The sequence below is a fragment of the Streptomyces sp. KPB2 genome, assembly GCF_003950055.1.
GTDB classification, from domain to species: domain Bacteria; phylum Actinomycetota; class Actinomycetes; order Streptomycetales; family Streptomycetaceae; genus Streptomyces; species Streptomyces salinarius.
Window position 1 is genome coordinate 6143006 of the sequence record NZ_CP034353.1, and the last position, 24905, is coordinate 6167910.

The 24905-nt window shown below is 73.1% G+C and carries 20 protein-coding genes and 1 pseudogene; 14 read left to right on the plus strand and 7 right to left on the minus strand.

Going from position 1 to position 24905, the window contains the following annotated elements; genetic code table 11:
* Nucleotides 1-34: 34 nt before the first annotated feature.
* Nucleotides 35-2314, minus strand: a complete 2280-nt coding sequence (locus tag D1J63_RS27645; protein WP_125632573.1) for an FdhF/YdeP family oxidoreductase — start codon at nucleotides 2312-2314, stop codon at nucleotides 35-37.
* Nucleotides 2315-2573: 259 nt separating this feature from the next.
* Here D1J63_RS27645 and polA point away from each other — a divergent pair, with 259 nt between their 5' ends.
* The 3 genes from polA (at nucleotide 2574) to D1J63_RS27665 (ending at nucleotide 8134) form a co-directional block, all read left to right on the plus strand.
* Entirely contained in the window at nucleotides 2574-5297 is a 2724-nt protein-coding gene (gene polA / locus D1J63_RS27650) for a DNA polymerase I (protein WP_125632575.1), read from the plus strand.
* Nucleotides 5298-5794: 497 nt separating this feature from the next.
* A complete protein-coding gene (locus tag D1J63_RS27660; protein ID WP_197924309.1) occupies nucleotides 5795-6163 on the plus strand; it encodes a hypothetical protein in 369 nt (122 codons plus the stop codon).
* A gap of 186 nt (nucleotides 6164-6349) precedes the next feature.
* Nucleotides 6350-8134 (plus strand): lytic transglycosylase domain-containing protein, encoded by a 1785-nt coding sequence (locus D1J63_RS27665; protein ID WP_125632579.1) that lies wholly within the window; start codon nucleotides 6350-6352, stop codon nucleotides 8132-8134.
* A 52-nt stretch (nucleotides 8135-8186) separates the two neighbouring features.
* Here the strand turns inward: D1J63_RS27665 and D1J63_RS27670 are convergent, their stop codons facing one another.
* Nucleotides 8187-11177 (minus strand): ATP-dependent helicase C-terminal domain-containing protein, encoded by a 2991-nt coding sequence (locus tag D1J63_RS27670; RefSeq protein WP_125632581.1) that lies wholly within the window; start codon nucleotides 11175-11177, stop codon nucleotides 8187-8189.
* 67 nt (nucleotides 11178-11244) lie between these two features.
* A pseudogene (locus D1J63_RS27675) lies at nucleotides 11245-12239 on the minus strand (class I SAM-dependent methyltransferase).
* A gap of 226 nt (nucleotides 12240-12465) precedes the next feature.
* Here D1J63_RS27675 and rpsA point away from each other — a divergent pair.
* The 4 genes from rpsA to D1J63_RS27700 all read left to right on the plus strand — a co-directional run bounded on the left by rpsA (nucleotide 12466) and on the right by D1J63_RS27700 (nucleotide 16162).
* Nucleotides 12466-13974, plus strand: a complete 1509-nt coding sequence (gene rpsA / locus D1J63_RS27685) for a 30S ribosomal protein S1 (RefSeq protein WP_061445320.1) — start codon at nucleotides 12466-12468, stop codon at nucleotides 13972-13974.
* A gap of 160 nt (nucleotides 13975-14134) precedes the next feature.
* Complete coding sequence (locus D1J63_RS27690) at nucleotides 14135-15073, plus strand: PAC2 family protein (RefSeq protein ID WP_102927186.1); 939 nt, start codon at nucleotides 14135-14137, stop codon at nucleotides 15071-15073.
* A gap of 32 nt (nucleotides 15074-15105) precedes the next feature.
* The gene (gene coaE / locus D1J63_RS27695) at nucleotides 15106-15732 is read left to right on the plus strand and encodes a dephospho-CoA kinase (RefSeq protein WP_125632585.1); all 627 of its coding nucleotides are present in this window, start codon (nucleotides 15106-15108) and stop codon (nucleotides 15730-15732) included.
* Nucleotides 15733-15781: 49 nt separating this feature from the next.
* Nucleotides 15782-16162 carry a tetratricopeptide repeat protein gene (locus D1J63_RS27700; protein ID WP_102927188.1) on the plus strand — a complete coding sequence of 127 codons (381 nt, stop codon included), beginning with the start codon at nucleotides 15782-15784 and terminating at the stop codon, nucleotides 16160-16162.
* Between the two features lie 40 nt (nucleotides 16163-16202).
* Here D1J63_RS27700 and D1J63_RS27705 read toward each other — a convergent pair whose 3' ends face one another.
* Nucleotides 16203-16460: a DUF6343 family protein gene (locus tag D1J63_RS27705; protein ID WP_164712999.1), complete on the minus strand. Its 258-nt coding sequence runs from the start codon at nucleotides 16458-16460 to the stop codon at nucleotides 16203-16205.
* Nucleotides 16461-16632: 172 nt separating this feature from the next.
* On the opposite strand from D1J63_RS27705, the gene D1J63_RS27710 reads away from it, so the two are divergent.
* Both D1J63_RS27710 and D1J63_RS27715 read left to right on the plus strand, forming a co-directional pair.
* The gene (locus D1J63_RS27710) at nucleotides 16633-17316 is read left to right on the plus strand and encodes a class I SAM-dependent methyltransferase (protein ID WP_125632587.1); all 684 of its coding nucleotides are present in this window, start codon (nucleotides 16633-16635) and stop codon (nucleotides 17314-17316) included.
* 66 nt (nucleotides 17317-17382) lie between these two features.
* Nucleotides 17383-17820 carry a DoxX family protein gene (locus D1J63_RS27715; protein ID WP_102927191.1) on the plus strand — a complete coding sequence of 146 codons (438 nt, stop codon included), beginning with the start codon at nucleotides 17383-17385 and terminating at the stop codon, nucleotides 17818-17820.
* 33 nt (nucleotides 17821-17853) lie between these two features.
* On the opposite strand, the gene D1J63_RS27720 is transcribed toward D1J63_RS27715, so the two are convergent.
* Nucleotides 17854-18393 carry an RNA-binding S4 domain-containing protein gene (locus D1J63_RS27720; protein WP_125632589.1) on the minus strand — a complete coding sequence of 180 codons (540 nt, stop codon included), beginning with the start codon at nucleotides 18391-18393 and terminating at the stop codon, nucleotides 17854-17856.
* 79 nt (nucleotides 18394-18472) lie between these two features.
* Between D1J63_RS27720 and D1J63_RS27725 the strand changes: the two genes are divergently transcribed.
* Together D1J63_RS27725 and pip are read left to right on the plus strand one after the other, a co-directional pair.
* Entirely contained in the window at nucleotides 18473-19186 is a 714-nt protein-coding gene (locus D1J63_RS27725) for a uracil-DNA glycosylase (RefSeq protein ID WP_125632591.1), read from the plus strand.
* A 55-nt stretch (nucleotides 19187-19241) separates the two neighbouring features.
* The gene (gene pip / locus D1J63_RS27730; RefSeq protein WP_125632593.1) at nucleotides 19242-20213 is read left to right on the plus strand and encodes a prolyl aminopeptidase; all 972 of its coding nucleotides are present in this window, start codon (nucleotides 19242-19244) and stop codon (nucleotides 20211-20213) included.
* A gap of 4 nt (nucleotides 20214-20217) precedes the next feature.
* On the opposite strand, the gene D1J63_RS27735 is transcribed toward pip, so the two are convergent.
* Together D1J63_RS27735 and D1J63_RS27740 are read right to left on the minus strand one after the other, a co-directional pair.
* A complete protein-coding gene (locus D1J63_RS27735; protein ID WP_164713000.1) occupies nucleotides 20218-20688 on the minus strand; it encodes a GNAT family N-acetyltransferase in 471 nt (156 codons plus the stop codon).
* Nucleotides 20685-21098, minus strand: coding sequence for a RidA family protein (locus tag D1J63_RS27740; protein WP_102932204.1), 414 nt, complete (start codon nucleotides 21096-21098; stop codon nucleotides 20685-20687). Before D1J63_RS27740 ends, D1J63_RS27735 begins: the two co-directional genes overlap by 4 nt.
* Before the next feature lie 321 nt (nucleotides 21099-21419).
* Here D1J63_RS27740 and D1J63_RS27745 point away from each other — a divergent pair, with 321 nt between their 5' ends.
* The 3 genes from D1J63_RS27745 (at nucleotide 21420) to D1J63_RS27755 (ending at nucleotide 24754) form a co-directional block, all read left to right on the plus strand.
* Nucleotides 21420-23291: an FUSC family protein gene (locus tag D1J63_RS27745; RefSeq protein ID WP_125632595.1), complete on the plus strand. Its 1872-nt coding sequence runs from the start codon at nucleotides 21420-21422 to the stop codon at nucleotides 23289-23291.
* A 303-nt stretch (nucleotides 23292-23594) separates the two neighbouring features.
* Nucleotides 23595-23903, plus strand: a complete 309-nt coding sequence (locus D1J63_RS37365) for an amidohydrolase family protein (RefSeq protein ID WP_309318663.1) — start codon at nucleotides 23595-23597, stop codon at nucleotides 23901-23903.
* A gap of 161 nt (nucleotides 23904-24064) precedes the next feature.
* On the plus strand, nucleotides 24065-24754 hold the full coding sequence (locus D1J63_RS27755) for a DUF899 domain-containing protein (protein ID WP_102929090.1): 690 nt from the start codon (nucleotides 24065-24067) through the stop codon (nucleotides 24752-24754).
* Nucleotides 24755-24905 lie beyond the last annotated feature (151 nt).

Sequence of the window (24905 nt, forward strand, 5' to 3'; positions counted from 1 at the left end):
CGCTTGGTCAGGCTTGGCCTCGCTGAGCGAACGCTCAGTCGGTCGCCGATTGTTCCAGACGGACGACCACGGACTTGCTGGCCGGGGTGTTGCTGGTGTCCGCGGTGGCGTCCAGCGGCACCAGGACGTTGGTCTCCGGGTAGTACGCCGCCGCGCAGCCCCGGGCCGTCGGGTAGTGCACGACGCGGAAGCCGGGCGCCCGCCGCTCCACCCCGTCCCGCCACTCGCTCACCAGGTCGACGTACGAGCCGTCCGCGACGTCCAGCTTCCGGGCGTCCTCCGGATTGACCAGGACGACGCGACGGCCGTTCCTGATGCCCCGGTAGCGGTCGTCCAGGCCGTAGATCGTGGTGTTGTACTGGTCGTGCGAGCGCAGCGTCTGCAGCAGCAGCCGCCCCTCGGGCAGCTCGGGGAACTCGACCGGCGCGGCGGTGAAGTTGGCCTTCCCCGTGGCCGTCGGGAAGCGGCGCTCGTCGCGCGGGGCGTGCGGCAGGGCGAAGCCGCCGGGACGCGCCACGCGCGCGTTGAAGTCCTCGAAGCCCGGCACGACCCGCCCGATGCGGTCGCGGATCGTCGCGTAGTCCTTCTCGAAGTCCTCCCACGGCGTGCGGCTCTCCTCGCCCAGTACCCGGCGCGCCAGCCGGCACACGATCGCGGGCTCGGACAGCAGCTGCCGGCTCGCGGGCTCCAGCCGGCCCCGGGAGGCGTGCACCATGCCCATGGAGTCCTCGACGGTCACGAACTGCTCGCCGCCGTCCTGGAGATCGCGCTCGGTGCGGCCCAGCGTCGGCAGGATCAGCGCCCGCGCACCCGTGACCGCGTGCGAGCGGTTCAGCTTCGTCGACACGTGCACGGTGAGCCGCGCGCGGCGCATGGCCGCCTCGGTGACCTCCGTGTCGGGGGAGGCGGAGACGAAGTTGCCGCCCATGGCGAAGAACACCTTCGCCTCGCCGTCGCGCAGCGCGCGGATGGCCCGTACGACGTCGTAGCCGTGCTCGCGCGGCGGCGCGAAGCCGAACTCCTTCTCCAGGGCGTCCAGGAACGCGGGCGCGGGCCGCTCGAAGATGCCCATCGTGCGGTCGCCCTGCACGTTCGAGTGGCCGCGCACCGGGCACACGCCCGCGCCGGGGCGGCCGATGTTGCCGCGCAGCAGCAGGAAGTTGACCACCTCGCGGATGGTGGGCACCGAGTGCTTGTGCTGCGTCAGGCCCATCGCCCAGCACACGATGGTGCGCTTCGAGGCGAGCACCATGCGCAGCGCCTCCTCGATCTCCGCGCGCGTGAGACCGGTCGCCGCGAGCGTCTCGTCCCAGTCGGCGGCGCGGGCGGCCGCGGCGAACTCCTCGTAGCCGTGCGTGTGTTCCTCGACGAAGGCCTCGTCGACCGCGCCCTCGGTCTCCAGGATCAGCTTGTTGAGGAGCCGGAAGAGGGCCTGGTCGCCGCCGAGCCGGATCTGCAGGAACAGGTCGGTGAGGGAGGCGCCCGCGGTGAGCCCCTTGGGGGTCTGCGGGTTCTTGAAGCGCTCGAGTCCGGCCTCGGGCAGCGGATTGACGCTGATGATCCTCGCGCCGTTCGCCTTCGCCTTCTCCAGGGCCGAGAGCATCCGCGGGTGGTTGGTGCCCGGGTTCTGGCCCGCCACGATGATCAGGTCGGACTTGTAGAGGTCCTCCAGCAGGACGCTGCCCTTGCCGACGCCGATGGTTTCGGACAGCGCCGAGCCGGACGACTCGTGGCACATGTTGGAGCAGTCCGGCAGGTTGTTGGTGCCCAGCTCGCGCGCGAAGAGCTGGTAGAGGAACGCCGCCTCGTTGCTGGTGCGCCCCGAGGTGTAGAAGACGGCCTCGTCCGGCGAGTCCAGCGCGGCGATCTCCTCCGCGACGATGTCGAAGGCGCGCTCCCAGGTGACCGGCTCGTAGTGCTCACCGCCCTCCGGAAGGTACACCGGGTGCGTCAGCCGGCCCTGCTGGCCCAGCCAGTAGCCGCTGCGGGTGGCGAGGTCGGCGACGGGGTGCGCGGCGAAGAACTCCGGGGTGACCCGGCGCAGGGTGGCCTCCTCGGCCACGGCCTTCGCGCCGTTCTCGCAGAACTCCGCCTTGTGCCGGTGGTCGCCCTCCGGCCAGGCACAGCCCGGGCAGTCGAAGCCGTCCTTCTGATTGACGCGCAGGAGCGTCAGCGCCGTCCGCTTCACACCCATCTGCCGCTGTGCGACCCGCAGGGTGTGGCCGATCGCCGGGATGCCCGCCGCCGCGTGCTGCGGCTCCGTGACCTGCGGCGCGTCCTGAACCGGATCACCCTTGGGCGGCTTGGTCGCCATCGCGCGCTCCTTCGCTTACGCGTTGTGAAGTACGTCTCCGATCCTTGCACGAGCCGCCGACACCGTCGTCGCTCGGGGCGGGACGGGTCTACTGGCGCCGGGCGGTGGGGCGCGCGCCAAAGGGGCGCGGGGCTGTGCTGGATGTGCGGCTCCGCCGCGTGGGCGCGACCAGCCACGACGCACCCGCACCGTAGAAGTGCCCCCGTGCCACAGGCGCACCCGGCACCGGCTGTCAGTGCCGCATGGCAGGATCGGAGTCGTGGCGAAGACAGCATCGAAGAAGACCGACAGCACCTCCGGCGACCGACCGCGGCTGATGCTCATGGACGGGCACTCCCTGGCGTACCGCGCGTTCTTCGCGCTGCCCGCGGAGAACTTCACGACCGCGACCGGCCAGCCGACCAACGCGATCTACGGCTTCGCGTCGATGCTGGCCAACACCCTGCGTGACGAGGCGCCCACGCACTTCGCGGTGGCGTTCGACGTCTCCCGCAAGACCTGGCGGTCCGAGGAATTCACCGAGTACAAGGCGAACCGCTCCAAGACCCCGGACGAGTTCAAGGGGCAGGTCGAGCTGATCGGCGAGCTGCTCGACTCCATGCACGTCCCCCGCTTCGCCGTCGAGGGCTTCGAGGCGGACGACGTCATCGCCACCCTCGCCACCGAGGCCGAGGCCGAGGGCTTCGACGTGCTGATCGTCACCGGCGACCGGGACTCCTTCCAGCTGGTCAGCGAGCACACCACGGTCCTCTACCCGACCAAGGGCGTCTCCGAGCTGACCCGCTTCACACCGGAGAAGGTCTTCGAGAAGTACGGACTGACCCCCGCCCAGTACCCCGACTTCGCGGCGCTGCGCGGCGACCCGTCCGACAACCTGCCCGGCATCCCGGGCGTCGGCGAGAAGACGGCCGCGAAGTGGATCAACCAGTTCGGGTCCTTCGCGGAGCTGGTCGAGCGCGTAGACGAGGTCAAGGGCAAGGCCGGGCAGAATCTGCGCGACCACCTGGAGTCCGTCAAGCTCAACCGCCGGCTCACCGAGCTGGAGCGGCGCGTCGAGCTGCCGAAGACGGTCACCGACCTGGAGCGGACGGCGTACGACCGCAAGGGCGTCGCGGTGATCCTGGACACCCTGGAGATCCGCAACCCCTCCCTGCGCGAGCGGCTCTACGCCGTCGACCCGGGCGCCGAGGAGGCCGAGGCCGCCCCGGTGGTCGCGGACGGCGTGGAGCTGGACGGCACGGTGCTGGGCACCGGTGAGCTGGCCGGCTGGCTCGCCGAGCACGGAGAGCAGCCGCTCGGCGTTGCCACGGTCGACACCTGGGCCCTGGGGACCGGCTCGGTCACCGAGGTCGCGCTGGCCGCGGCCGACGGGAAGGCCGCCTGGTTCGACCCGACCGAGACCGACGAGGCCGACGAGACGGCGTTCCGGACCTGGCTCGCCGACCCGGACCGGCCGAAGGTCCTGCACAACGCCAAGGGCGCCATGCGCGTCTTCGCCGAGCACGGCTGGAGCGTCGCCGGCGTGGGCATGGACACCGCGCTGGCCGCCTACCTGGTCAAGCCGGGCCGCCGCTCCTTCGACCTGGACGCCCTGTCCCTGGAGTACCTGCACCGTGAGCTGGCCCCCGCCGCCGCAGCCGACGGGCAGCTCGCCTTCGGCGCGGACGAGGGCGCCGAGGCCGAGGCGCTGATGGTGCAGGCCCGCGCCGTCCTCGACCTGGGCGAGGCCTTCGAGGGCCGGCTGGCGGACGTCGGCGCCGCCGACCTGCTGCGCGACATGGAGCTGCCCACCTCCGCGCTGCTCGCCCGCATGGAGCGGCACGGCATCGCGGCCGACCGGGAGCACCTCCAGGCCATGGAGCAGATGTTCGCGGGCGCCGTCCAGCAGGCGGTGAAGGAGGCGCACGCGGCGGCCGGACGAGAATTCAACCTGGGCTCGCCCAAGCAGCTCCAGGAGGTCCTCTTCGGCGAGCTGAACCTGCCGAAGACCAAGAAGACCAAGACCGGCTACACCACCGACGCCGACGCCCTGGCCTGGCTCGCCGCCCAGACGGACAACGAGCTGCCGGTGATCATGCTCCGCCACCGCGAGCAGGCCAAGCTGCGCGTCACGGTGGAGGGCCTGATCAAGACGATCGCCGCGGACGGCCGCATCCACACCACGTTCAACCAGACGGTCGCCGCGACCGGCCGCCTCTCCTCCACGGACCCGAACCTGCAGAACATCCCGGTCCGTACCGACGAGGGCCGCGCCATCCGCCGCGGCTTCGTGGTCGGCGAGGGCTTCGAGTCCCTGATGACGGCCGACTACAGCCAGATCGAGCTGCGGGTGATGGCCCACCTGTCCGAGGACGCGGGCCTGATCGAGGCGTTCACCTCCGGCGAGGACCTGCACACCACCGCGGCGGCCCAGGTCTTCTCCGTCGAGCAGTCGGCCGTGGACGCGGAGATGCGCCGCAAGATCAAGGCCATGTCCTACGGTCTGGCGTACGGCCTGTCCGCCTTCGGCCTCTCCCAGCAGCTCAACATCGAGGCGGCCGAGGCCCGCGGCCTGATGGACGCCTACTTCGAACGCTTCGGCGGCGTACGCGACTACCTGCGCCGGGTCGTCGACGAGGCACGGGCCACCGGCTACACGGCCACCCTCTTCGGCCGCCGCCGCTATCTGCCCGACCTCAACAGCGACAACCGCCAGCGCCGCGAGGCGGCCGAGCGCATGGCCCTGAACGCGCCGATCCAGGGCACGGCGGCCGACATCGTCAAGATCGCCATGCTCAACGTGGACAAGGCACTGAACGAGGCCGGTCTCGCCTCCCGCATGCTCCTCCAGGTCCACGACGAAATCGTCCTGGAGATCGCACCCGGCGAGCGCGCCAGGGCAGAGGAACTGGTCCGCCGCGAAATGGCCAACGCGGTACAGCTCAGGGTCCCCCTGGGCGTCTCAGTCGGCGCAGGCACCGACTGGGAATCGGCAGCCCACTAACCCTCGGCTGCGGCTGAGGCTGCGCTGCGGCTGCCGCTGTCTGCCGCGGCCGTTGTCTGCCGCGCGGGCTGCACGCTGTCCGCAAGCCGCCCTGGTCGCGGGCAGCAGCCGTGCCGCCGTCGCCGCCGCTCCGCCGTCGCCGCCGCTCCGCCGTCGCTGCGGGCAGTCGTGCCGCTGGGGCGGCACGGGTGGGCGCAGCGGCACCCCGCCACGCCGGGCTGCGCACCCGCCCCCCCGCCCGCCCCCGTGCCGGTCACCTCGTAGCGCCGGGTGGGCACCCGCCCCGTCCGGGGCCCGGGGCGACCGCCCCGTCGGCCCCGGACCGCACACGCTGCCCCCGGGGCCGGCCACACAGGCGCCCCGGAGCGCACGCACCCCACAGCCCACAGCCCGCGCCGGAGGCAGGGAGCACCCCGTTCCACCCGCCCGCCCGCCCCCATCACTCCGGTGGCCCCCGACGAAACGCCCCGCCCCCGCTCTCCCCCCAGGATGCGGGCATGGGTATACGCATGCTCCACCACCGGACGACACCGGCACGGGCACGCACCGACGGACCCGCCCGCGTGCCACTCCTCCCGGTCCCGGTCTTCGCACCGGGCGCAAGTACCGGCCGCACCCCCGCCACCCTCACGACGGTCCTGCACCGCACCGCGAAGGTGCTCCGCGGCAGACTCGTCCCCCGGGCCACCGGGACCGCCGTCCCGCACGAGACACCCGCCTGGCACCTGTGGGCCGACCTGGCCCGCGGCTACCTCGCGCTGGCGCTCACCCTGCTGCCCCGGCCCCGCCCCGCCCGCACCTTCACCGTGTTCGTGGCGAACACCGACCCCCTGGGCACACGGCCCGGAGGCCCGGCTCCGTACTGACGCCCCCGGCGGCACGGCGGCCGGGTGAGGGAGGGCGAGCGCCACCACGATTCCTCATATGAGCAAGTGGTGAATATCGGGCACGAACGGGTGCCCGTGCAAAGCAAGTTGTCGTAGGGTCGCCTGCGGCCCCGTATGGGTCGGACGGACGAGGACGCGTGGGCGTTCAGGGGAGGGGTTCACTCTATGGCGGCGCATTTCGACAGGAGGCTCCGCAAGGCGGCGGTCACCACCACCGTCGCGGCGGTCGCGGTCGCGGCCCTGTCCGCGTCCCAGGCCCCCGACGTGACGGCCGACGGCAACGGCAGACAGACCACCTCCGACAACGTGCCCACGTCCGACACGCCCGCCGCGGACAGCGCCACCGGCAACTCGCCCTACTACACCGACCTGCCGCCGCTCAACAGCCCCAGCCCGGCCCCGACCACGGGCACTCCCACGTCCCCGGGCTCGTCCGAGGCCGGCATCCCCGCGACCGTCCTCGACGCCTACAAGAAGGCGGAGTCGGAGCTGCGCCGTGCCAAGCCCGGCTGCAACCTGCCCTGGCAACTGCTCGCCGCCATCGGCAAGGTGGAGTCCGGTCAGGCCCGCGGCGGCCGCGTCGACGCCAACGGCACCACCATCGGCAGGATCATCGGCCCGCAGCTCGACGGCAACGGCTTCGCGCTCATCAAGGACACGGACAACGGTGTCTACGACGGCAACAGCAGTTACGACAACGCCGTCGGACCCATGCAGTTCATCCCGTCCACCTGGGCGTGGGCGGGCCGCGACGGCAACGGCGACGGCAAGGAAGACCCCAACAACGTCTACGACGCCGCGCTCGCCGCCGGCCACTACCTGTGCCGCTACGACTGGGACCTGTCCGTCCAGGCCGACCTCAACCGCGCGATCCTCAGCTACAACAACTCGCAGGACTACCTGAACACGGTCCTGTCGTGGCTGGAGCACTACCGCAAGGGCACCCACGAGATCCCGGACGGCACCGGCAGCCTTCCGGTCGGCCGCAGCGACGACCCCAACGCGGGCGCCACTCCCCCGCCGGGCCGCACGGGCGCGAACCCCGGATCCCGGGCCCCGAGCACCCCCAGCCCGAGCAAGCCGCCGGCCTCGGAGAAGCCCACCAAGCCGGGGAGCCCGAGCACCAAGCCGCCGACCGACCCGGCGCCGCCGACCGAGACCCCCACCCCCACACCCACGCCGACGCCCACCGACACCGTTCACCATCTGGAGAACGCCGGCACCACGGGCCTCACCGCGACCGCGGGCGACACCTTCGCCAAGAAGATCAGCACCCGCGCCGAGACCAAGGCCGGCGACGCCGTCGGCAAGGTGCGCATCCGCTTCACCGTCCTGGGCGACACGGACGCCACCTTCACCGGCGGCGAGAAGGTCGCCGCGGTCACCACCAACGCCTCCGGCGTGGCCGTGGCGCCCGCGCTGGTGGCGGGCGAGCAGACCGGTGCGTTCACCGTCCGCGCCACCGTGGTCGGCCGTACCGTCCCGGGACTCGACTACAAGGCCACCGTCACCGAGCGCGTCGCCGACACCCTCACCAGCACCGGTACGAAGGAGCTGACGTGCACGCCGGGCGGCGAGTTCGCCGACCAGGTGGAGGTGAAGGCCACGCTCAAGGGCGCCGTCGCGGACAAGGTCGCCGTCACCGCCACCCTCATCAAGTCGGACGCCGACCCGACCGAGAACGACAAGGGTCCCTACTTCAAGGACGCCGACGGCAAGGCCGTCCGCACCCTGACCGGCCGGCAGACCGACGCCGAGGGCCTGCTGCGGCTGCCGAAGCTGTACGCCGACGACACCGAGGGCACCTACATCCTCCGGCTCACCACGCCGGGCGGCGCCACCCTCGACATCACCCTGAAGGTGGCCGAGCCGGCCGAACCGACACCGGACCCGTCGACCGCCCCGTCGACGGCCCCCTCGGCCCAGCCGTCGACCGAACCGACGGCGTAGGAGCCGTCCCGCCCGCACCCGGCGGGGCGCTCTCCGCCCCGCCGGGCCGCGGTCACTTCCCGATCCGTGCCTTCGTGTACCGCGTCGGCTCCGCCGTGGCCGGGTCCTCGGGCCACGGATGCTTCGGATACCGGCCGCGCAGCTCCGCCCGTACGCCCCGGTATCCGTCCTGCCAGAAGGAGGCCAGGTCCGCGGTGACCGCGGCGGGACGGCCGGCGGGGGAGAGGAGATGCACCAGGAGCGGCACCCCGGCGACCTCCGGTGACCGCTGCAGCCCGAACATCTCCTGCAACTTCACCGCGAGGACGGGCTGTTCGGGGTTGGTGTAGTCGATCCGGATCCTGGACCCACTGGGGACGACGATCCGTTCGGGGGCCAGCTCGTCGAGCCGCGCCGCCTCCCCGGAGGCCCAGGGCAGCAGCCGTGCCAGCGCCTGGCCGGCGTCGATCCGCCCCAGGTCGGCCCGCCGCCGGGCCCGGCTCAGCTCGGGCTCCAGCCACTCGTCCACGCGCGCGAGGAGCGCGTCGTCGGACACGTCCGGCCAGGGCTCGCCGAGATGTCGCCGCAGGAACGCGAGCCGCTCGCGCAGCAGGTCGCCGTCGGCCGACCGGCGCAGCAGCCCGAACCCTTCCCTCCGCAACCCCTCCAGCAGCGCGCCCCGTACGAGACCGTGGTCGGCGTCGGCGAGGGGCCGCGCCGCGAGCTCCACCGCCCCGAGCCGCTCGACGCGCCGGGCCACCACGTCACCGTCGGCCCAGTGCACCTCGTCCCGCCGCGTCAGCAGCGCCCCTGCCGCGAGCCGCGCGGTGTCCTCGTCGACGACCGCACCGAGCTGCACGCGCGCGTGCCCCTTGCCCACGGGCCGGTCGGCGACGGCGACCGCGATCCACGGCGCCCCACGCAGCGCGGACGTCTCCGACAGCTCCGCCCGGGTACCGGACACCATCAGGTACGAACCGCCGTCCTTCCTGGCCACCCGCTCCGGAAACGCCAGAGCGGCCACCAGCCCGGCGAGCACGTCCTCCCCGACCCGCGGCCCGGGCCCACCGCCCGCGCCCTCGACGGCGCCTCGCAGCCGCCGCACCTCGGCCCGCCAGCGCGCCCCGTACGCGTCGCCGCCACGCCGAGCGGCCCGCAGCACGGCCGCCAGGTCGTCCCCGTACTCCCGCGGCGGCTCCTCACTCAACAGCCCCACCACCTCGGCCACCACCTCACCCCCACGGCCGCCCCGGCCCGCGCGGTCCCCACCAGCCACACGGTCGCCCGCCCCGGAGGCAGCCGCTCCGGGGCGGCCGGTCCCGGCACCACCTGATCCGGAGGAGCCCGTCCCGGAACCGTCGGTGTCACCGGGCCTCGCCCCGGGGGTGTCCGTCGCCGCGGTGCCCGCCCCGGAGCCACGTCGTCCAGCAGTGCTCGTTCCGGCGCGAGTTTCGGTGGGGCCCGTCCCGGAGGTGCCGGGCCGCGGTGCACCCGCACCGCGGTGTGCTGTCCCGGAGCCCTCGGTCCCGGCGCTCCCGGCCCGGGAGGACGCCGGGCGTGCGGTGTCGCCGTCGGCGTGGTGTGGGTCCGGCGTCTTCGCCGGCGAGGACCCCGGGCCCGAAGACCGCGCGCCGGAGCGGCCAAGGGACGGCGAAGACTGCGCACCGGAGCGGACGGGAGATGCCGTCGCTTCGGAGGCGGGCCGGCGGGAAACTTCCGCGCTCAGCTCCTCCGCGTCCAGGAGGGCCCGGCCCAGCCGGGGATGCACTCCGAGGCGGGCCAGTCGTGTGCCCCGTGCCGTCGCGCGCCCGGCCGCGTCCACCGCGCCGACCGCTTCCAGCACCGACCGGGCGGCCGACATCGCCCCGCCAGGCGGCGGATCGAGCAGCGCCAGTCCGGACGCGTCCGGATCGCCCCAGCAGGCCGCCTGCAACGCGAACGCCGTCAGGTCGGCCACCTTGATCTCCGGCGCCGGGAACCGCGGCAGGCGGGCGTCCTCCGCCTCCGCCCAGCAGCGGTACACCACCCCCGGCGCCTCACGCCCGGCCCGGCCCGCCCGCTGCCGTGCCGCCGCCCGCGACGCCCGTACCGTCGTCAGCGCGCTCAGCCCGCGCGCGTGGTCCACCCGCGGCTCCCGCGCCAGGCCCGCGTCCACGACCACCCGCACGCCCGGAACCGTCAGCGACGACTCGGCCACCGCGGTCGCCAGCACCACCCTGCGCCGCGCCCCGGGCGCCAGCACCGCGTCCTGCACGGCGGCGGGCGCCCGACCGTGCACCTGGAGCACGTCGACGTCCCCGAGCGCCCCCAGGTGCCCGGCGACACGGGAGATCTCGCCGACGCCCGGCAGGAAACACAGCACGTCCCCGTCCCGCTCGGCCAGCGCCCGCCGCACCACCGACGCCACGTGCGTGAGCAGCGCCGGGTCCACCCGCATCCCGTGCGGCGGTCGCACCGGCCGCGCCGGTGGCGCCCAGACGACCTCGACGGGGTACGACACCCCCGGCGCCTCGACGACCGGCGCGTCGCCCAGCAGCCGGGACCAGCCCTCCGCGTCGGTCGTGGCGGACGCGGCCACCAGCCGCAGCTCAGGACGCAGGGCCTGCCGCACGTCCCACAGGAACGCCGCCGTCGTGTCCGCGTCCAGATGCCGCTCGTGGCACTCGTCCAGCACCACGACGTCGACGCCCGTCAGCTCCTGCTCCCGCTGGAGCCGCTGCAGCAGCACACCGGTCGTGACGACCTCCACGCGTGCGTGGCGCCCGACCACCCGCTCGCCGCGCACCGTGTACCCGACGCGCTCGCCCGGCTTCTCGCCCAGCAGCCACGCCATCCGCCGCGCCGCCGCCCGCGCCGCGATCCGCCGCGGCTCGGCCACGACCACGCGCCGCGCGGGAGCGCCCTCCCCGCCCAGCAGCCCGGCCAGCGCCAGCGGTACCAGCGTGGTCTTCCCGGTGCCGGGCGGCGCGACCAGCACCGCCGTGCCGTGCCCCTCCAGGGCGTCGTGCAGCGCGGGCAGGGCACCGCGCACGGGCAGCGCGTCCAAGGCGTCGTAACGGATCACGCCCCCAGTGTCGTACGTCCGCGAAACCGCCCTCCGCGCGCGCGTGGCAGCGACGCTCCGGTACGGCTCAGTCGCGCTCGCAGACGAAGATCGCCGTCCCCGGGATCAGGTGCCCGCGCAGCGGGGACCAGCCGCCCCACTCCGAGGTGTTCCAGTCGGGCCACTCCGGCTCCACCAGGTCCACCAGGCGGAACCCGGACGTCACCACGTCCCGCACCCGGTCCCCGAGCGTCCTGTGGTGCTCGACGTACACCGCGAGGCCCTCGTCGTCCTGCTCCACGTACGGGGTGCGGTCGAAGTACGACGCGGACACCGACAGCCCCTCGGGACCCGGCTCGTCCGGGAACGCCCAGCGCAGCGGGTGCGTGACCGAGAAGACGAAGCGGCCGCCCGGCCGCAGCACCCGGCGCACCTCCCGCAGCACCAGCCGCGGGTCGGCGACGAACGGCAGCGCCCCGTACGCCGAGCACGCCAGGTCGAACGCGCCGTCCGCGAAGGGCAGCACCGCCGCGTCGGCGCACACCAGGGGGAACGAACCGCCGATGCGCAGGGCGTGCTGGAGCTGGCGGTGGGAGAGGTCCAGGGCCACCGGACGGGCGCCCTGGGCGGTCAGCCAGCGCGAGCACTGGGCGGCGCCGGCGCCGATCTCCAGGACGTCCTTGCCCTTCAGCTCCTCCGGCGGGCCGAGCAGCTCGGCCTCCACCTCGTCCAGGCCCTCGGGACACCACACGAAGCGGTCGTCGCCGAGGAAGGTGCCGTGCTCGGTCTGGTACTCGTCCGCGTTCCGGTCCCACCAGCCGCGGTTGGCCCGGGAACTCTCCGTGACACCTGCGGCACGCCGGGTCGCCTCCGGCTCGGGTTCTTCGGCTCCGTCGGCCCCGAATGCGGCCTCGGACGTTACGGGCTCTTGGATGACCGGCTCCCTCGTACTAGTCTGCGGGCTCTTCCGTGCCGCCCGTCCCGCGTGTCACACAAGGGGCATCCAGGGGTCCGTGTGGCCTCGGGAGACGGCTTTTGTGCCGGGTATGCGAGGATCCGCCCCGGGTGGGCGGCTTCGTGCATTGACCCTGCCCGGCTGCCCCCGTATGCTACAAGTTGCGCTGCGGGCCTGCGCACCTCAGACGTAGCAGGTCGCGCTCGCATCTGTTGTATGTCCCCTCGGTTCTCGAGGCGTCACCAGTGGATTTCGGTGAGGCTTCCTTGGCTGTCCGGCTTCTGCAGAGCGAAACGGGCTCCCGGCGTAAGCAGTACCTACGACTTCAATGTCCGTACCGGAGCCCTTTCCCACATGACGAGCAGCACCGAGACCACCGCCACCACCCCGCAGGTTGCGGTCAACGACATCGGTAACGAGGAAGCCTTCCTCGCCGCGATCGACGAGACGATCAAGTACTTCAACGACGGCGACATCGTCGACGGCGTCATCGTGAAGGTCGACCGGGACGAGGTCCTGCTCGACATCGGTTACAAGACCGAAGGTGTCATCCCGAGCCGCGAGCTCTCGATCAAGCACGACGTCGACCCCAACGAGGTCGTCGCCGTCGGTGACGAGATCGAGGCCCTGGTCCTCCAGAAGGAGGACAAGGAAGGCCGCCTGATCCTCTCGAAGAAGCGCGCCCAGTACGAGCGTGCCTGGGGCACCATCGAGAAGATCAAGGAAGAGGACGGCATCGTCACCGGTACCGTCATCGAGGTCGTCAAGGGTGGTCTCATCCTCGACATCGGCCTCCGCGGCTTCCTCCCGGCCTCCCTGGTCGAGATGCGCCGCGTCCGCGACCTCCAGCCCTACGTGGGCAAGGAGCTCGAGGCGAAGATCATCGAGCTGGACAAGAACCGCAACAACGTGGTCCTGTCCCGCCGTGCCTGGCTGGAGCAGACCCAGTCCGAGGTCCGCCAGACGTTCCTCACCACCCTCCAGAAGGGTCAGGTCCGTTCCGGCGTCGTCTCCTCGATCGTCAACTTCGGTGCCTTCGTGGACCTGGGTGGCGTCGACGGTCTGGTCCACGTCTCCGAGCTGTCCTGGAAGCACATCGACCACCCCTCCGAGGTCGTCGAGGTCGGCCAGGAGGTCACCGTCGAGGTTCTCGACGTGGACATGGACCGCGAGCGTGTCTCCCTGTCGCTGAAGGCGACCCAGGAAGACCCGTGGCAGCAGTTCGCCCGCACCCACCAGATCGGCCAGGTCGTGCCCGGCAAGGTCACGAAGCTGGTGCCGTTCGGTGCGTTCGTCCGCGTGGACGAGGGCATCGAGGGTCTGGTCCACATCTCCGAGCTGGCCGAGCGCCACGTGGAGATCCCGGAGCAGGTCGTCCAGGTCAACGACGAGATCTTCGTCAAGGTCATCGACATCGACCTCGAGCGCCGCCGCATCAGCCTCTCGCTGAAGCAGGCCAACGAGGCCTTCGGTGCCGACCCGTCCGCGGTCGAGTTCGACCCGACCCTGTACGGCATGGCCGCGTCCTACGACGACCAGGGCAACTACATCTACCCCGAGGGCTTCGACCCCGAGACCAACGACTGGCTCGAGGGCTACGAGACCCAGCGCGAGGCCTGGGAGACGCAGTACGCCGAGGCCCAGCAGCGCTTCGAGCAGCACCAGGCGCAGGTCATCAAGTCCCGCGAGGCGGACGAGAAGGCCGCTGCCGAGGGCGTCGACACCGCGGGTGCGGCCCAGGCCGCGTCCGGCAGCGGTGGCGGCGGCTCGTACTCCTCCGAGGGTGGCGACAACTCCGGCGCCCTCGCGTCGGACGAGGCGCTGGCCGCGCTGCGCGAGAAGCTGGCCGGCGGCCAGAGCTGAAGCTCTGCACACCGGCCGCTGACACACAGCGGTTGAAGCACAGCGGTTGACCGAGGGGCCGCACCTTCCGAGGTGCGGCCCCTTCGGTGTTCCTCCTGCGGGAATGCCCCACCCCACAACGGCGTTGTCACTTGTGAACACAAGGAGGGGAGCGGTCACTGTGCTTGATCCGCAGGATTTGTACGCCTGGGAGCCGAAGGGCCTCGCCGTCGTCGACATGGCACTCGCCCAGGAGTCTGCCGGACTGGTCATGCTGTACCACTTCGACGGATACATCGACGCCGGTGAGACCGGCGACCAGATCGTCGACCAGGTGCTCGACTCGCTGCCCCATCAGGTCGTCGCCCGCTTCGACCACGACCGGCTGGTGGACTACCGGGCCCGCCGGCCGCTGCTGACCTTCAAGCGCGACACCTGGACGGACTACGAGGAGCCGACCATCGAGGTGCGGCTCGTCCAGGACGCCACCGGGGCGCCCTTCCTGATCCTGTCGGGCCCCGAGCCGGACGTCGAGTGGGAGCGGTTCGCGGCCGCCGTACGGCAGATCGTGGAGCGGCTCGGCGTGCGCCTGTCGGTGAGCTTCCACGGCATCCCCATGGGCGTCCCGCACACCCGGCCCGTCGGCATCACCCCGCACGGCACCCGCACCGATCTCGTGCCGGGCCACCGCAGCCCCTTCGAGGAGGCGCAGGTCCCCGGCAGCGCGGAGGCGCTCGTCGAGTACCGGCTCGCGCAGGCCGGCCACGACGTGCTCGGCGTCGCCGCGCACGTCCCGCACTACATCGCCCGCTCCCCGTACCCGGACGCGGCGCTGACCGTCCTGGAGGCGATCACCGCGGCGACCGGCCTGGTGCTGCCGGGCATCGCGCACTCCCTGCGCACCGACGCCCACCGCACCCAGACGGAGATCGACCGGCAGATCCAGGAGGGCGACGAGGAGCTCACCGCCCTCGTCCAGGGCCTGGAGCACCAGTACGACGCGGCCGCGGGCGCCGAGACCCGGGGCAACATGCTCGCCGAGCCCGTCGAGATCCCCTCCGCGGACGAGATCGGCCGCGAGTTCGAGCGGTTCCTGGCGGAGCGGGAGGGCGACGGCTGACGCCGTGACCGGCACCCTCTAGGCTGCCGCTCATGTTGAAGGTAGGCCTGACCGGCGGGATCGGTGCCGGCAAGAGCGAGGTGTCCCGGCTCCTCGTCGAGCACGGCGCGGTACTCATCGACGCCGACCGGATCGCGCGCGAGGTCGTCGCTCCGGGGACGCCGGGACTCGCCGCGGTCGTGGCGGCGTTCGGCGAGGACGTCCTCGCCGAGGACGGCGGCCTGGACCGGCCCAGGCTGGGCTCGATCGTCTTCTCCGACCCGGAGAAGCTGGCCGTCCTGAACGGCATCGTGCACCCCCTGGTCGGTGAACGCTCCCGTGCGCTCGAAGAGGCCGCCGCCGAGGACGCCGTCGTCGTCCACGACGTCCCCCTGCTCACGGAGAACGGCCTGGCACCGCTGTACGACCTCGTGGTCGTCGTGGACGCCGACCCCGCCACCCAGCTCGACCGGCTGGTACGGCTGCGCGGCATGACCGAGCAGGACGCACGGGCGCGCATGGCCGCGCAGGCGACGCGAGAGCAGCGCCGGGAGATCGCGGACGTGGTCGTCGACAACGACGTACCGCTGGAGGAGCTGCGGCGCCGCGTGGAAGAGGTGTGGGCCGACCTGGTGCGCAGGGCGCACACGCAAGCGCACCCGGACCGGCGCACGGAATAGCGAACCTCTCGCGCGCGTTGATCCCTTGCAGCGAGGGAAGGACTCAGCCGTGCCCGAGACAAGCGGTCCGAGCGGACGTACTCCGGAGACTGACGTCATCGACTTCCGTGCCGCCGAGCAACTGCTCGCCGCGCGGGACCCGCGTGGTGCGGTGAAGCTGCTGGACGGGGTCATCGGCGCCCATCCGGAGAACACCGCCGCGCGGATGCTGCGCGCGCGTGCCTTCTTCGCGGCGGCGCAACTGCGACCGGCCGAGCTGGAGTTCACCATCGTCCTGGAGCGGGAGCCGGACAACGCGTTCGCGCACTTCGCACTCGCCCGCACCTATGAGCGCCGAGGCTGCCCCGACCAGGCCCGACGCCACTTCCGGCTGGCCGCCGCACTGGACCCGAACCCGGAGTACCTGCAGCAGGCGCGGTTCGACTCCTGACGGTCCCACCTCCGGCGGGGCGGACCGGCCGTCGCGGCCGTCAGCGCTTCGGCGGGAGGTACGGCGGGATGTTCCGGCCCGGCTGGTAGTGCGGGCCCTGGCGGATGTGCCGCAGGATCACGGTCAGGTCGACCGTGGCGACGAGCCACAGCACACCGCAGGCGAGCGCCCATCCGAACCGTCCCGTGAGCGCGAAGGCGGCCGTGCCGAAGATCGCCCAGACCAGCCCCCACAGGCTCAGCCAGAAACGCGCCCGCAGCGCACTGCGCGCGGTGGTCGGTTCACTGCCCGTACGCATCGGTTCACCACTCCTGTAATGAACGTACTCCGGCGGGCCGCGCGGGGGAAACGACGCGTGCGGTGCGGCCGGCCGCACCGCACGACGGGACGCGTTCACTCGGTCGGGTGAACCGGCCGCAGAGGGGAACGGGTGTGCGGGGGCGGGCCGTTGGACGGGCATGGAGCTGAAAATGCGAGAGGGATACCAGGGCACGGGGCCGGGGGCCATCACCCCGGACGGCTGCGCGGTCGAGCTCTATTCACGGCTGCCCGCCGGAGCCGAGCCGGACATCATCGCCGCCGCCGTGCCCGAGGGCGCGCGGATACTGGAGCTGGGCAGCGGGGTGGGACGCATGACGCATCCCCTGCTGGAGCGCGGCTTCACCGTCACGGCGGTGGACGAGTCCGCCGAGATGCTGGAGCGCGTGCGCGGTGCGCGCACCGTGTGCAGCCCGATCGAGGACCTCGACCTGGGCGAGCGCTTCGACGTGGTGATGCTGGCGTCGTTCCTCGTGCACGCCGGGGACGTCGAGGTCAGACGGGGGCTGCTGCGCACCTGTGCCCGGCATGTCACGGACGACGGCTGTGTACTGATCCAGCGCGAGGGGGCGGACTACCACTCGAACCTGCCGCGTGAGCGGGTGGACCCCAGCGGCTTCACCGTCCGGATCCTGTCGGCGGACCCGGTGGGGGACGGGGTCAATTCGGTCCGGGCGGAGTACGAGTTCCCGGACGCGGTCTGGACGCAGACCTTCCGGGCCCGGCCGCTGACCAGGGAGCCGTTCGAGGAGGCGCTGGGGGAGGCGGGACTCGCGGTGGACCGGTATCTCACCGACGACGGGACGTGGGTGAGGGCGGTGCCGGTCCGGCGATGAGTTCCGGTGCGACGGGCGGTCTGTATCCCCGACAGCAGCACGGACCGCTCACCACGGGAGACCTCCATGTCCGACACCACCGCTTCCCCCGCTCGCACCGTTACGGCCCGTGGCCGTGGGCTCCGCATCGCCCTGCGCGTGGTGCAGGTGCTCCTCGCGGTGTTCTTCGCCGTCGCGAGCGCCCTGCCCAAGCTGATCGCGCACTCCTCGGCGGCCGACACCTTCGCCGAGATGGGCTGGGGCACCGCCGGCATGTACGCGATCGGCGTCCTCGAGCTGGCGGGAGCGGTCGCCCTGCTGGTCCCGGTGCTCCAGTCGGTGGCGGCGACGGCCCTGAGCGCGCTGATGGTGGGCGCGTTCGTCGTCCAGCTCACCTACTTCGACGGCGAGAACGCGGCGACACCGCTCATCCTGATGGTGCCGCTCCTGATCGTCGCCCGGGCCCGCCGCGGGCACAACGAGGAGCTGCGCCGCCTGGTGCGGGCCCGGGTCCGGCGCGGCTGACCCGGTCCGGCGCCGGGCGTGCCACGGCCGCCCTCAGGGCCTGCTGCCGGCATCCCTTCGGGAGCTGCTCAGGCCCTCCAGCCCGCGCAGGCGGTCCATCTCGCGGCGGTCTCGCTTGGTCGGGCGGCCGGCTCCCCGGTCGCGGACGCCGGCCGGGGCGACGGCCTCGCGGGGCGGGGGCGGCGGGGAGTTGTCGACGTAGCACTGGACGGCGACCGGCGCACCGACGCGCTTGCGGATCAGCCGCTTCACGACGACGACGCGTTCCCGGCCCTCGTGGCGCAGGCGCACCTCGTCGCCGACGCGGAGCGCGTACGCGGGCTTCACCCGCTCGCCGTTCACCCGGACATGGCCGCCGCGGCAGGCGGTGGCGCCCAGGGAGCGGGTCTTGATCAGCCGGACGGCCCAGATCCAGCTGTCCACGCGGACGGTCTCGCCGTTCTGCGGCCCGGCGGCCTCGGCTGCGGCGATCGCCGCGGCGGTCTTCGGGTCCGGTGTCGCGGCGGTGGCAGCGGCGCCGTCCTGCGGGGCGGCCACCGGGCCGCTCCCGCCTTCGTCATGCTCGGAAGCCATGCCTCGACCTTAACCGCCCGGCACGGTGGCACGGGCCGCGTTTTCCGGGGCCCGGCGGTGGTGGACTTACGGTGGACGCATGGACAACGGCGGCCTTCCCGTACTCGACCGGCGCATCGCGGGCTGCCGAGCGTGCCCGAGACTGGTCGAGTGGCGGGAGGAGGTGGCCCGCACCAAGCGGGCGGCGTTCGCCGACTGGACGTACTGGGGCAGGCCGGTGCCCGGATTCGGGCCGCCGGACGCGCGACTGCTGATCCTCGGGCTGGCCCCCGCCGCCCACGGCGGGAACCGCACCGGCCGGATGTTCACCGGCGACCGTTCCGGGGACGTCCTGTACCAGGCGCTGTACGACGTCGGCCTCGCCTCGCAGCCCACCGCGGTCAGCGTGGACGACGGCCTCGAACTGTACGGCGTACGCATCACCTCCCCGGTGCACTGCGCCCCGCCCGCCAACAAGCCCACCCCTGCCGAACGGGACACCTGCCGGGCCTGGCTCGTCCAGGAGCTCGAACTGCTGAGGCCGACGCTGCGGGCGGTGGTCGTGCTCGGCGCCTTCGGCTGGCAGGCGGCGCTGCCCGCGTTCGCCGGGGCGGGCTGGACCGTGCCCCGGCCCCGCCCGGCCTTCGCACACGGCGCACACGTGACGCTCGACGCTGCCGACGGGCCGGACCTCCACCTCCACGGCTGCTTCCACGTCAGCCAGCGCAACACCTTCACCGGCCGACTCACCCCCGAGATGCTGCGCGACGTGCTGCGCACGGCGGCGGAGACGGCGGGGCTGCCCACCCGGTGAGGCCGCACCCGCAAAAGGGATGAGCGCCCGCAGCCGCCGCGGCTACGGTGCTCCGATGGGCCTGTATCCGGAGATCGAACCGTACGACCACGGCATGCTCGACGTCGGCGACGACAACCGCGTCTACTGGGAGACCTGCGGAAACCCGCGGGGCAAGCCCGCGCTGGTGCTGCACGGAGGACCCGGCAGCCGTGCGAGCCCCGGCCTGAGGAGGTACTTCGATCCCGCCGCCTACCGGATCGTCCTCCTCGACCAGCGCGGCGCCGGACGTTCGCTGCCCCGCGCCGGCGCCCACGACACCGACATGAGCGTCAACACGACCGCCCACCTCATGGCCGACCTGGAGCGGCTGCGGGCCCACCTGGGCATCGAGCGGTGGCTGGTGTGGGGCGTGTCGTGGGGCTCCGTGCTGGGCCTGCGGTACGCGCAGACGCACCCCGGGGTGGTGACCGAGCTGGTGCTGACCGGGGTCGCCACCGGCTCCAACGCCGAAGTGGCCCTCCTGACCCGCGGGCTGGGACACATCTTCCCCGAGGCCCACGAGCGATTCCTCGCCGAACTGCCCCCGGACGAACGCGACGGCAACCTCGCGGCCGCCTACAACCGTCTGCTGGAGTCCCCGGACCCGGCGGTCCGCGAGCGTGCCGCGCGGGCCTGGACCGACTGGGAGACGGCGACGATCCCGGCACCGCCCGGCTCGGTCGCCCGGTTCCGGGACCCGGAGTTCCGCCTGGGCTTCGCGCGTACCGTCACGCACTACTGGGGCAACGACCACTTCCTGGGCGACGGCAACGACGAGGGCGTCGTCCTCAGGGACGCGCACCTGCTGAAGGGCGTCCCCGGCACCCTGGTCCAGGGCAGCCTCGACTTCGGCAACCTCCTCGGCATCGTCTGGCGGCTCCATCACGCCTGGCCGGACAGCGAGCTGGTGGTCGTGGACGAGGCGGGACACGACGCCGGGACGGCCGGCGACGAGGCCCTGATCGCGGCGACGGACAGGTACGCGCGCGGCGACACCGGAGGGTGAGGCCCTAAGGACGCCACACGTAGCGCACGTCCGGCTCGCGCTCCTCGTTGCGGTCGCCGTCCGTCCACTCCACGGGCTTGAAACCGTGCCGCGTGTAGAAGCGCCGAGCGGGCGCGTTGACCTGGAAGGTCCACAATGAGAGCCCGTCCGCCCGGCGCTCCTTGGCCAGGGCGACGAACCGGTCCCCGATCCCACGACCGCGCCGCTCGGGGGCGAGGTACAGCTGAGACAGCTCCTCGCCCTCCAGCGCCATCACGCCGTCCACCGCGCCGTCGGCCCCCTCCGCCACCCAGGTCTCGTACCGCTCCACCACCACGTGCCGGAACCAGGCACGGACCTCGGCGTCCGAGTGGGGCCGGACCACGGTGGGCAGCGCGGCGGAGAAGGACCGCAGCCAGACGTCGGCCGCCGCACGGGCGTCGGCGGCCGAGGCGCGCCGCAGCACGACCGCGTCGGCGTTCTCGCCCGGGCTCACGGACGGCCGTCCTCCGGCACGACCGCGGTCGCGGTGATCTCCACCAGTTGTCCCGGATAGCCGAGGCAGGCCACCCCGAGCAGCGTCGAGGAGTGCGGACCGGCGCTCAGCCCGGACGCCTCGACGACGTCCCAGACGGCGGACAGCGCGGCGGTCCCGGTGCTCACGACGTACACGTCGGTCGACACCACGTGCTCCAGACCGCTCCCGACGGCGCGCAACTGCTCGGTGAGGTTCGCGATCACCTGCTCCGCCTGACGGACCGGATCGCCCTCCCCGACCAGCTTCCCCTCGGCGTCGAGCGGGACGGAACCGGCGAGCAGAGCGAGCCTGGTCCCGGCCTCGACGACGGAGGCGTGGGAGTAGGCGGGCGGCGGAAAGAGACCGGGCACGGTCACGCGCTGGATCACGTGGACTCCTGGAAGACGGACGGACGGCCTCCCGATCGTCCGTCCTCCGCCCGCACCACGCACCCGAATTACCGTCACCCGCGGCCGTGCCCCCGAACCCGTCGAGCGCGCGATCGTCACACGCGCGCAACACGCGCGTTCCCGTGCCGCGCACGTGCTCCCTTATCGTTGGCATCACGGCGTTGACAGCACGTCGTTGTCACCACGGCGTCGACACCACGTCGTTGGCATCACGTCGTTGTCACCACGCACACCCGCCCGGCCACCGTCGTCCGAAGGCTCACCACCGCCCTCGACCGGACGACAGGAGCCCCGCATCCCGTGTTCCGCACCGCCCGCCGCGCCCCGCACGCCCTTCCGCCCTGGCTCGGCCACGCCCTGAACGCCCAGCGCGGTCCCGTGCCGTGGAACGCGGTGGTCCGGGGTGCCCTGGCCGGCGGCCCGCTGCTGATCGCGGCACTGGTCGCCGGGCGGGCCTCCCTCGGGGTCGTCGCGGCGATCGCCGCCATGCTGGCCGGCATCAACGACCGTCCCGGCAGTCGCCGTACCTCCGTGCGACGGATCGGCGTACCCGCGCTCGCGGGGGCGGCCGGGCTGCTCGCCGGGACGTACGCCGGGTCGCACCTGGGGGCCGTGGCGCTCACCGCGCTGCTGACCGGGCTCGGGCTGGCCGCCGGAGCCGTCAGCGTGATCGGTCCCGTGGCGTCGGCGACCGGGACGCAGTTGCTGGTCGGCAGCGCCGTGGGCGCCGGGATGCCGCTGCCCGACCCCGGCTGGCAGACCGTGCCGGCCTTCCTCGCCGGGGCCGGCTGGCTGCTCCTGCTGCGGCTGGTGCTGCCCACGCCCGCCGCTCTCACCGGTGACCTGCGCCTCGACTTCCGCTTCGACGGGGAGCGGGCGGCCGTCGCCGACGTCTACGAGGCCGTCGCCGCGCTGCTCGACGCGATCGGTACCGGGGACGCCGTCGCCCGGCGGGCCGCGCTCACCGCCGCTCTCGACCACGCGCAGGACGCGCTCGCCGGACCCCGGCTGCGGCGCCGTGCCTCGACCGCGGCCGAACGGCGGCTGCACGCCCAGTACGCGGCCGCGCTGCCCCTGGGCGAGGCCGCGACCGCGCTCGCGTGGGCGGAGCAGGCCGTGCCCGCCCGGGCCGCCGAGGGGCCCCGGCGGCTCGCGGCGGCCGTCCGCGGCAACAGCCCCGCCGGGCCACTGCCCGCGCCCTGCCGGTCCGACCCCGCCCTGCGCGCCCTGGACGACGCACTGCTGCACGCGGCCGAGGCCTTCGACCGGGGCAGGGGACCGGACCTGCACGTCCGGAGGCGGTCGCCGCGCTCCGTGGCGCGGGTGGTGCTCGGCGCGGGCGGGCGGGAGTACGGGCTGCGGGCCGGGCTGTGCTTCGGTGCCGGCGCCGCCGTCGCCCAGGTGCTGCACCACGGTCACTGGTACGGCTCCCACCAGCACTGGTACTGGCTGCCCGCCACCGCCGTCTTCCTCGTCAAGCCCGACCTCGGCCCGCTCGTGTCCCGGGTGCTGTGCCGGGTGGCCGGGACGGTGCTGGGGGCGCTGCTGTTCGCCGGGTTCGCGGCCGTGCTGCCCCGGCCCGAGGGGCTGGTCGTCCTCGTCGCGGTCTGCGGTGCCCTGGTGCCGGTCGCCGCGCGGCACTTCGCCGCGCAGACCACCGTCGTCACCGTCCTCGTCCTCTCCCTGGTCATGGTCGGCGGCGAACCGCCGGCCTCCGCGGGCCGTATCGGGGAGACGCTGCTGGCCTGCGCGATCGTGCTCGTGGTGGGGCACCTGCCGATGCCGGGGCAGCGGGGCGCCGGCATCCGGGCGGGCGTAGAGGCCGCCGACGCCGCCGCGCACGCCTACCTCACCCACGTACTGAGCGAGTCCGACGACCGCGCCACCCGCTGGACGCTGCGCCGCGAGGCGTACCGCTCCCTCGCCGAGGCCCGCGCCGCCATCGCCCGGGCCGCCGCCGAACTGCCCGCCCTCGCCCGGCACTCCGAGGGCACCGACGAGGTCGCCGCCGTCCTCGAACGACTCGTCGACACCACCACCGCGTGCGCGGTGCACCTCGACGACACCGGGCGGCTCACACCCCGGCACACCGAACGGCTCGCCGCCCTGCGGGACGAACTCGCCGAGCGGCGCGGACGGATGGGGCGGCGGCACCGTACGTTGGCGGCATGACGCCTCCCTCTCCCGGGCCCGCCGATCTCGTCGTCACCGGCTGCACCGTCCTCGTGCACGACGACCGGGAACGGAACGGCTTCGAGCAGGACCGGGCCGGCGTCGTGCGCGACGGGACCGTCGACTCCGTGACCACCGCCGCCGCCGGTGCCGCGGTGCCCGCCGCCGCCGGTGCCGCGGTGCCCGCCGCCGACCGCATCGACGCACGCGGCCAGGTCGCCCTCCCCGGGCTGATCAACTCAGAAGTCCGCCGAGGGCGACCCCCGCTGGCTGACCTCCCGCCAGGCGCTCCACCACGCCACCGTGCAGAGTGCCGAGGCCGTCGGGCTGGGGGACTCCGTCGGCCGCATCGCACCGGGGCGGCGCGCCGACCTGATCCTCGTCGACCTCACCGGCCCGCACACCCAGCCCGTGCACGACCTCGCCGCCACGCTGGTGCACAGCGCACGCTCCGCCGACGTGCGCACCACGATCGTCGACGGGCGGGTCCTCATGCGGGACCGCGAGCTGCTCACCGTGGACCTTCCCGAGACGGTCCGGGAGCTGGCGGAGCGGCTGCCCGCCCTGACCCACCGGGGCCACGGGCGTCGCATCCAGGAGTACGACACGTGAAAGGCCTGCTCAGAGCGTTCTCAACGGCCTCTTGAAAAGAATCTTGCCGGGCAGCGATGAGTTCCGCTCCGCCCTTCGGTCACCACCCGGACGGCCCGTCCGCTTCGGGCCGTCGGCCGTCGGACCGAAGCACGACGCATGTCGCACAGGAGGCTGGAACCATGTCGCTGCCCGAGATCGTCACCCGCGCGGACTGGCGCGCGGCGCGCGAGGCCTTACTGGTCAAGGAGAAGGCGGCCACCCGCGCGCGTGACGCCCTCAACGCCGAGCGGCGCGGGCTGCCCATGGTGGAGGTCGACAAGGAGTACGTGTTCGAGGGCGGCGACGGCAAGGCCACCCTGCTCGACCTCTTCGAGGGCCGCGAGCAGCTCGTCGTGTACCACTTCATGTTCGCGCCCGAATGGGAGGCCGGCTGCCGCAGCTGTTCGGCGTTCCTGGACCAGATCGGCCACCTCGCCCACCTCAGGGCCCGCGGCACGTCGTTCGCGGCCGTCTCCCGGGCGCCGTATCCGAGGATCCTGCCGTTCAAGGCGCGGATGGGCTGGACGCTGCCCTGGTACTCGTCGTACGTCAGCGACTTCAACACCGACTTCGAGGCGACCCTCGAGCACGAGGGCGAGCTGGTGGAGCGGCCGGGACTCAGCTGCTTCCTGCGGGACCGCGAACGGGTCTTCCACACCTACTCGACGTACGAGCGGGGCCTGGACGGGCTGGGCTCGACCACCAGCCTGCTCGACCTGACCGCGCTCGGCCGGCGGGAGCCGTGGGAGAAACCCGAGGGACGCGCGTCGGCTCTCGGTGCTCCCGCGGGCAGTGGGAGAGTCCGCTATCACGACGAGTACGGGGACTGAGACGCTCGGTGGCGAAAACGGCCGAACGGCCGAGGCGCGGATCACACTTCGTGGTGAACGAGTGTCAACCATGTCTCAGTACCATCACCACGCGAGGCATTCGCTCCATGGTTGGCGTTTAACTCTACGAGTACAGCGCTACATGGAGGTG

What these genes read in the sequence shown, in the direction of transcription:
- D1J63_RS27705 (WP_164712999.1), bottom strand. Translation starts at nt 16,460, where the DNA reads ATGCGTACGGGCAGTGAACCGACCACCGCGCGCAGTGCGCTGCGGGCG.
- D1J63_RS27755 (WP_102929090.1), top strand. Translation starts at nt 24,065, where the DNA reads ATGTCGCTGCCCGAGATCGTCACCCGCGCGGACTGGCGCGCGGCGCGC.
- D1J63_RS27725 (WP_125632591.1), top strand. Translation starts at nt 18,473, where the DNA reads ATGGACAACGGCGGCCTTCCCGTACTCGACCGGCGCATCGCGGGCTGC.
- coaE (WP_125632585.1), top strand. Translation starts at nt 15,106, where the DNA reads ATGTTGAAGGTAGGCCTGACCGGCGGGATCGGTGCCGGCAAGAGCGAG.
- D1J63_RS27660 (WP_197924309.1), top strand. Translation starts at nt 5,795, where the DNA reads ATGGGTATACGCATGCTCCACCACCGGACGACACCGGCACGGGCACGC.
- D1J63_RS27665 (WP_125632579.1), top strand. Translation starts at nt 6,350, where the DNA reads ATGGCGGCGCATTTCGACAGGAGGCTCCGCAAGGCGGCGGTCACCACC.
- D1J63_RS27710 (WP_125632587.1), top strand. Translation starts at nt 16,633, where the DNA reads ATGCGAGAGGGATACCAGGGCACGGGGCCGGGGGCCATCACCCCGGAC.
- D1J63_RS27645 (WP_125632573.1), bottom strand. Translation starts at nt 2,314, where the DNA reads ATGGCGACCAAGCCGCCCAAGGGTGATCCGGTTCAGGACGCGCCGCAG.
- D1J63_RS27715 (WP_102927191.1), top strand. Translation starts at nt 17,383, where the DNA reads ATGTCCGACACCACCGCTTCCCCCGCTCGCACCGTTACGGCCCGTGGC.
- rpsA (WP_061445320.1), top strand. Translation starts at nt 12,466, where the DNA reads ATGACGAGCAGCACCGAGACCACCGCCACCACCCCGCAGGTTGCGGTC.
- D1J63_RS27720 (WP_125632589.1), bottom strand. Translation starts at nt 18,393, where the DNA reads ATGGCTTCCGAGCATGACGAAGGCGGGAGCGGCCCGGTGGCCGCCCCG.
- pip (WP_125632593.1), top strand. Translation starts at nt 19,242, where the DNA reads ATGGGCCTGTATCCGGAGATCGAACCGTACGACCACGGCATGCTCGAC.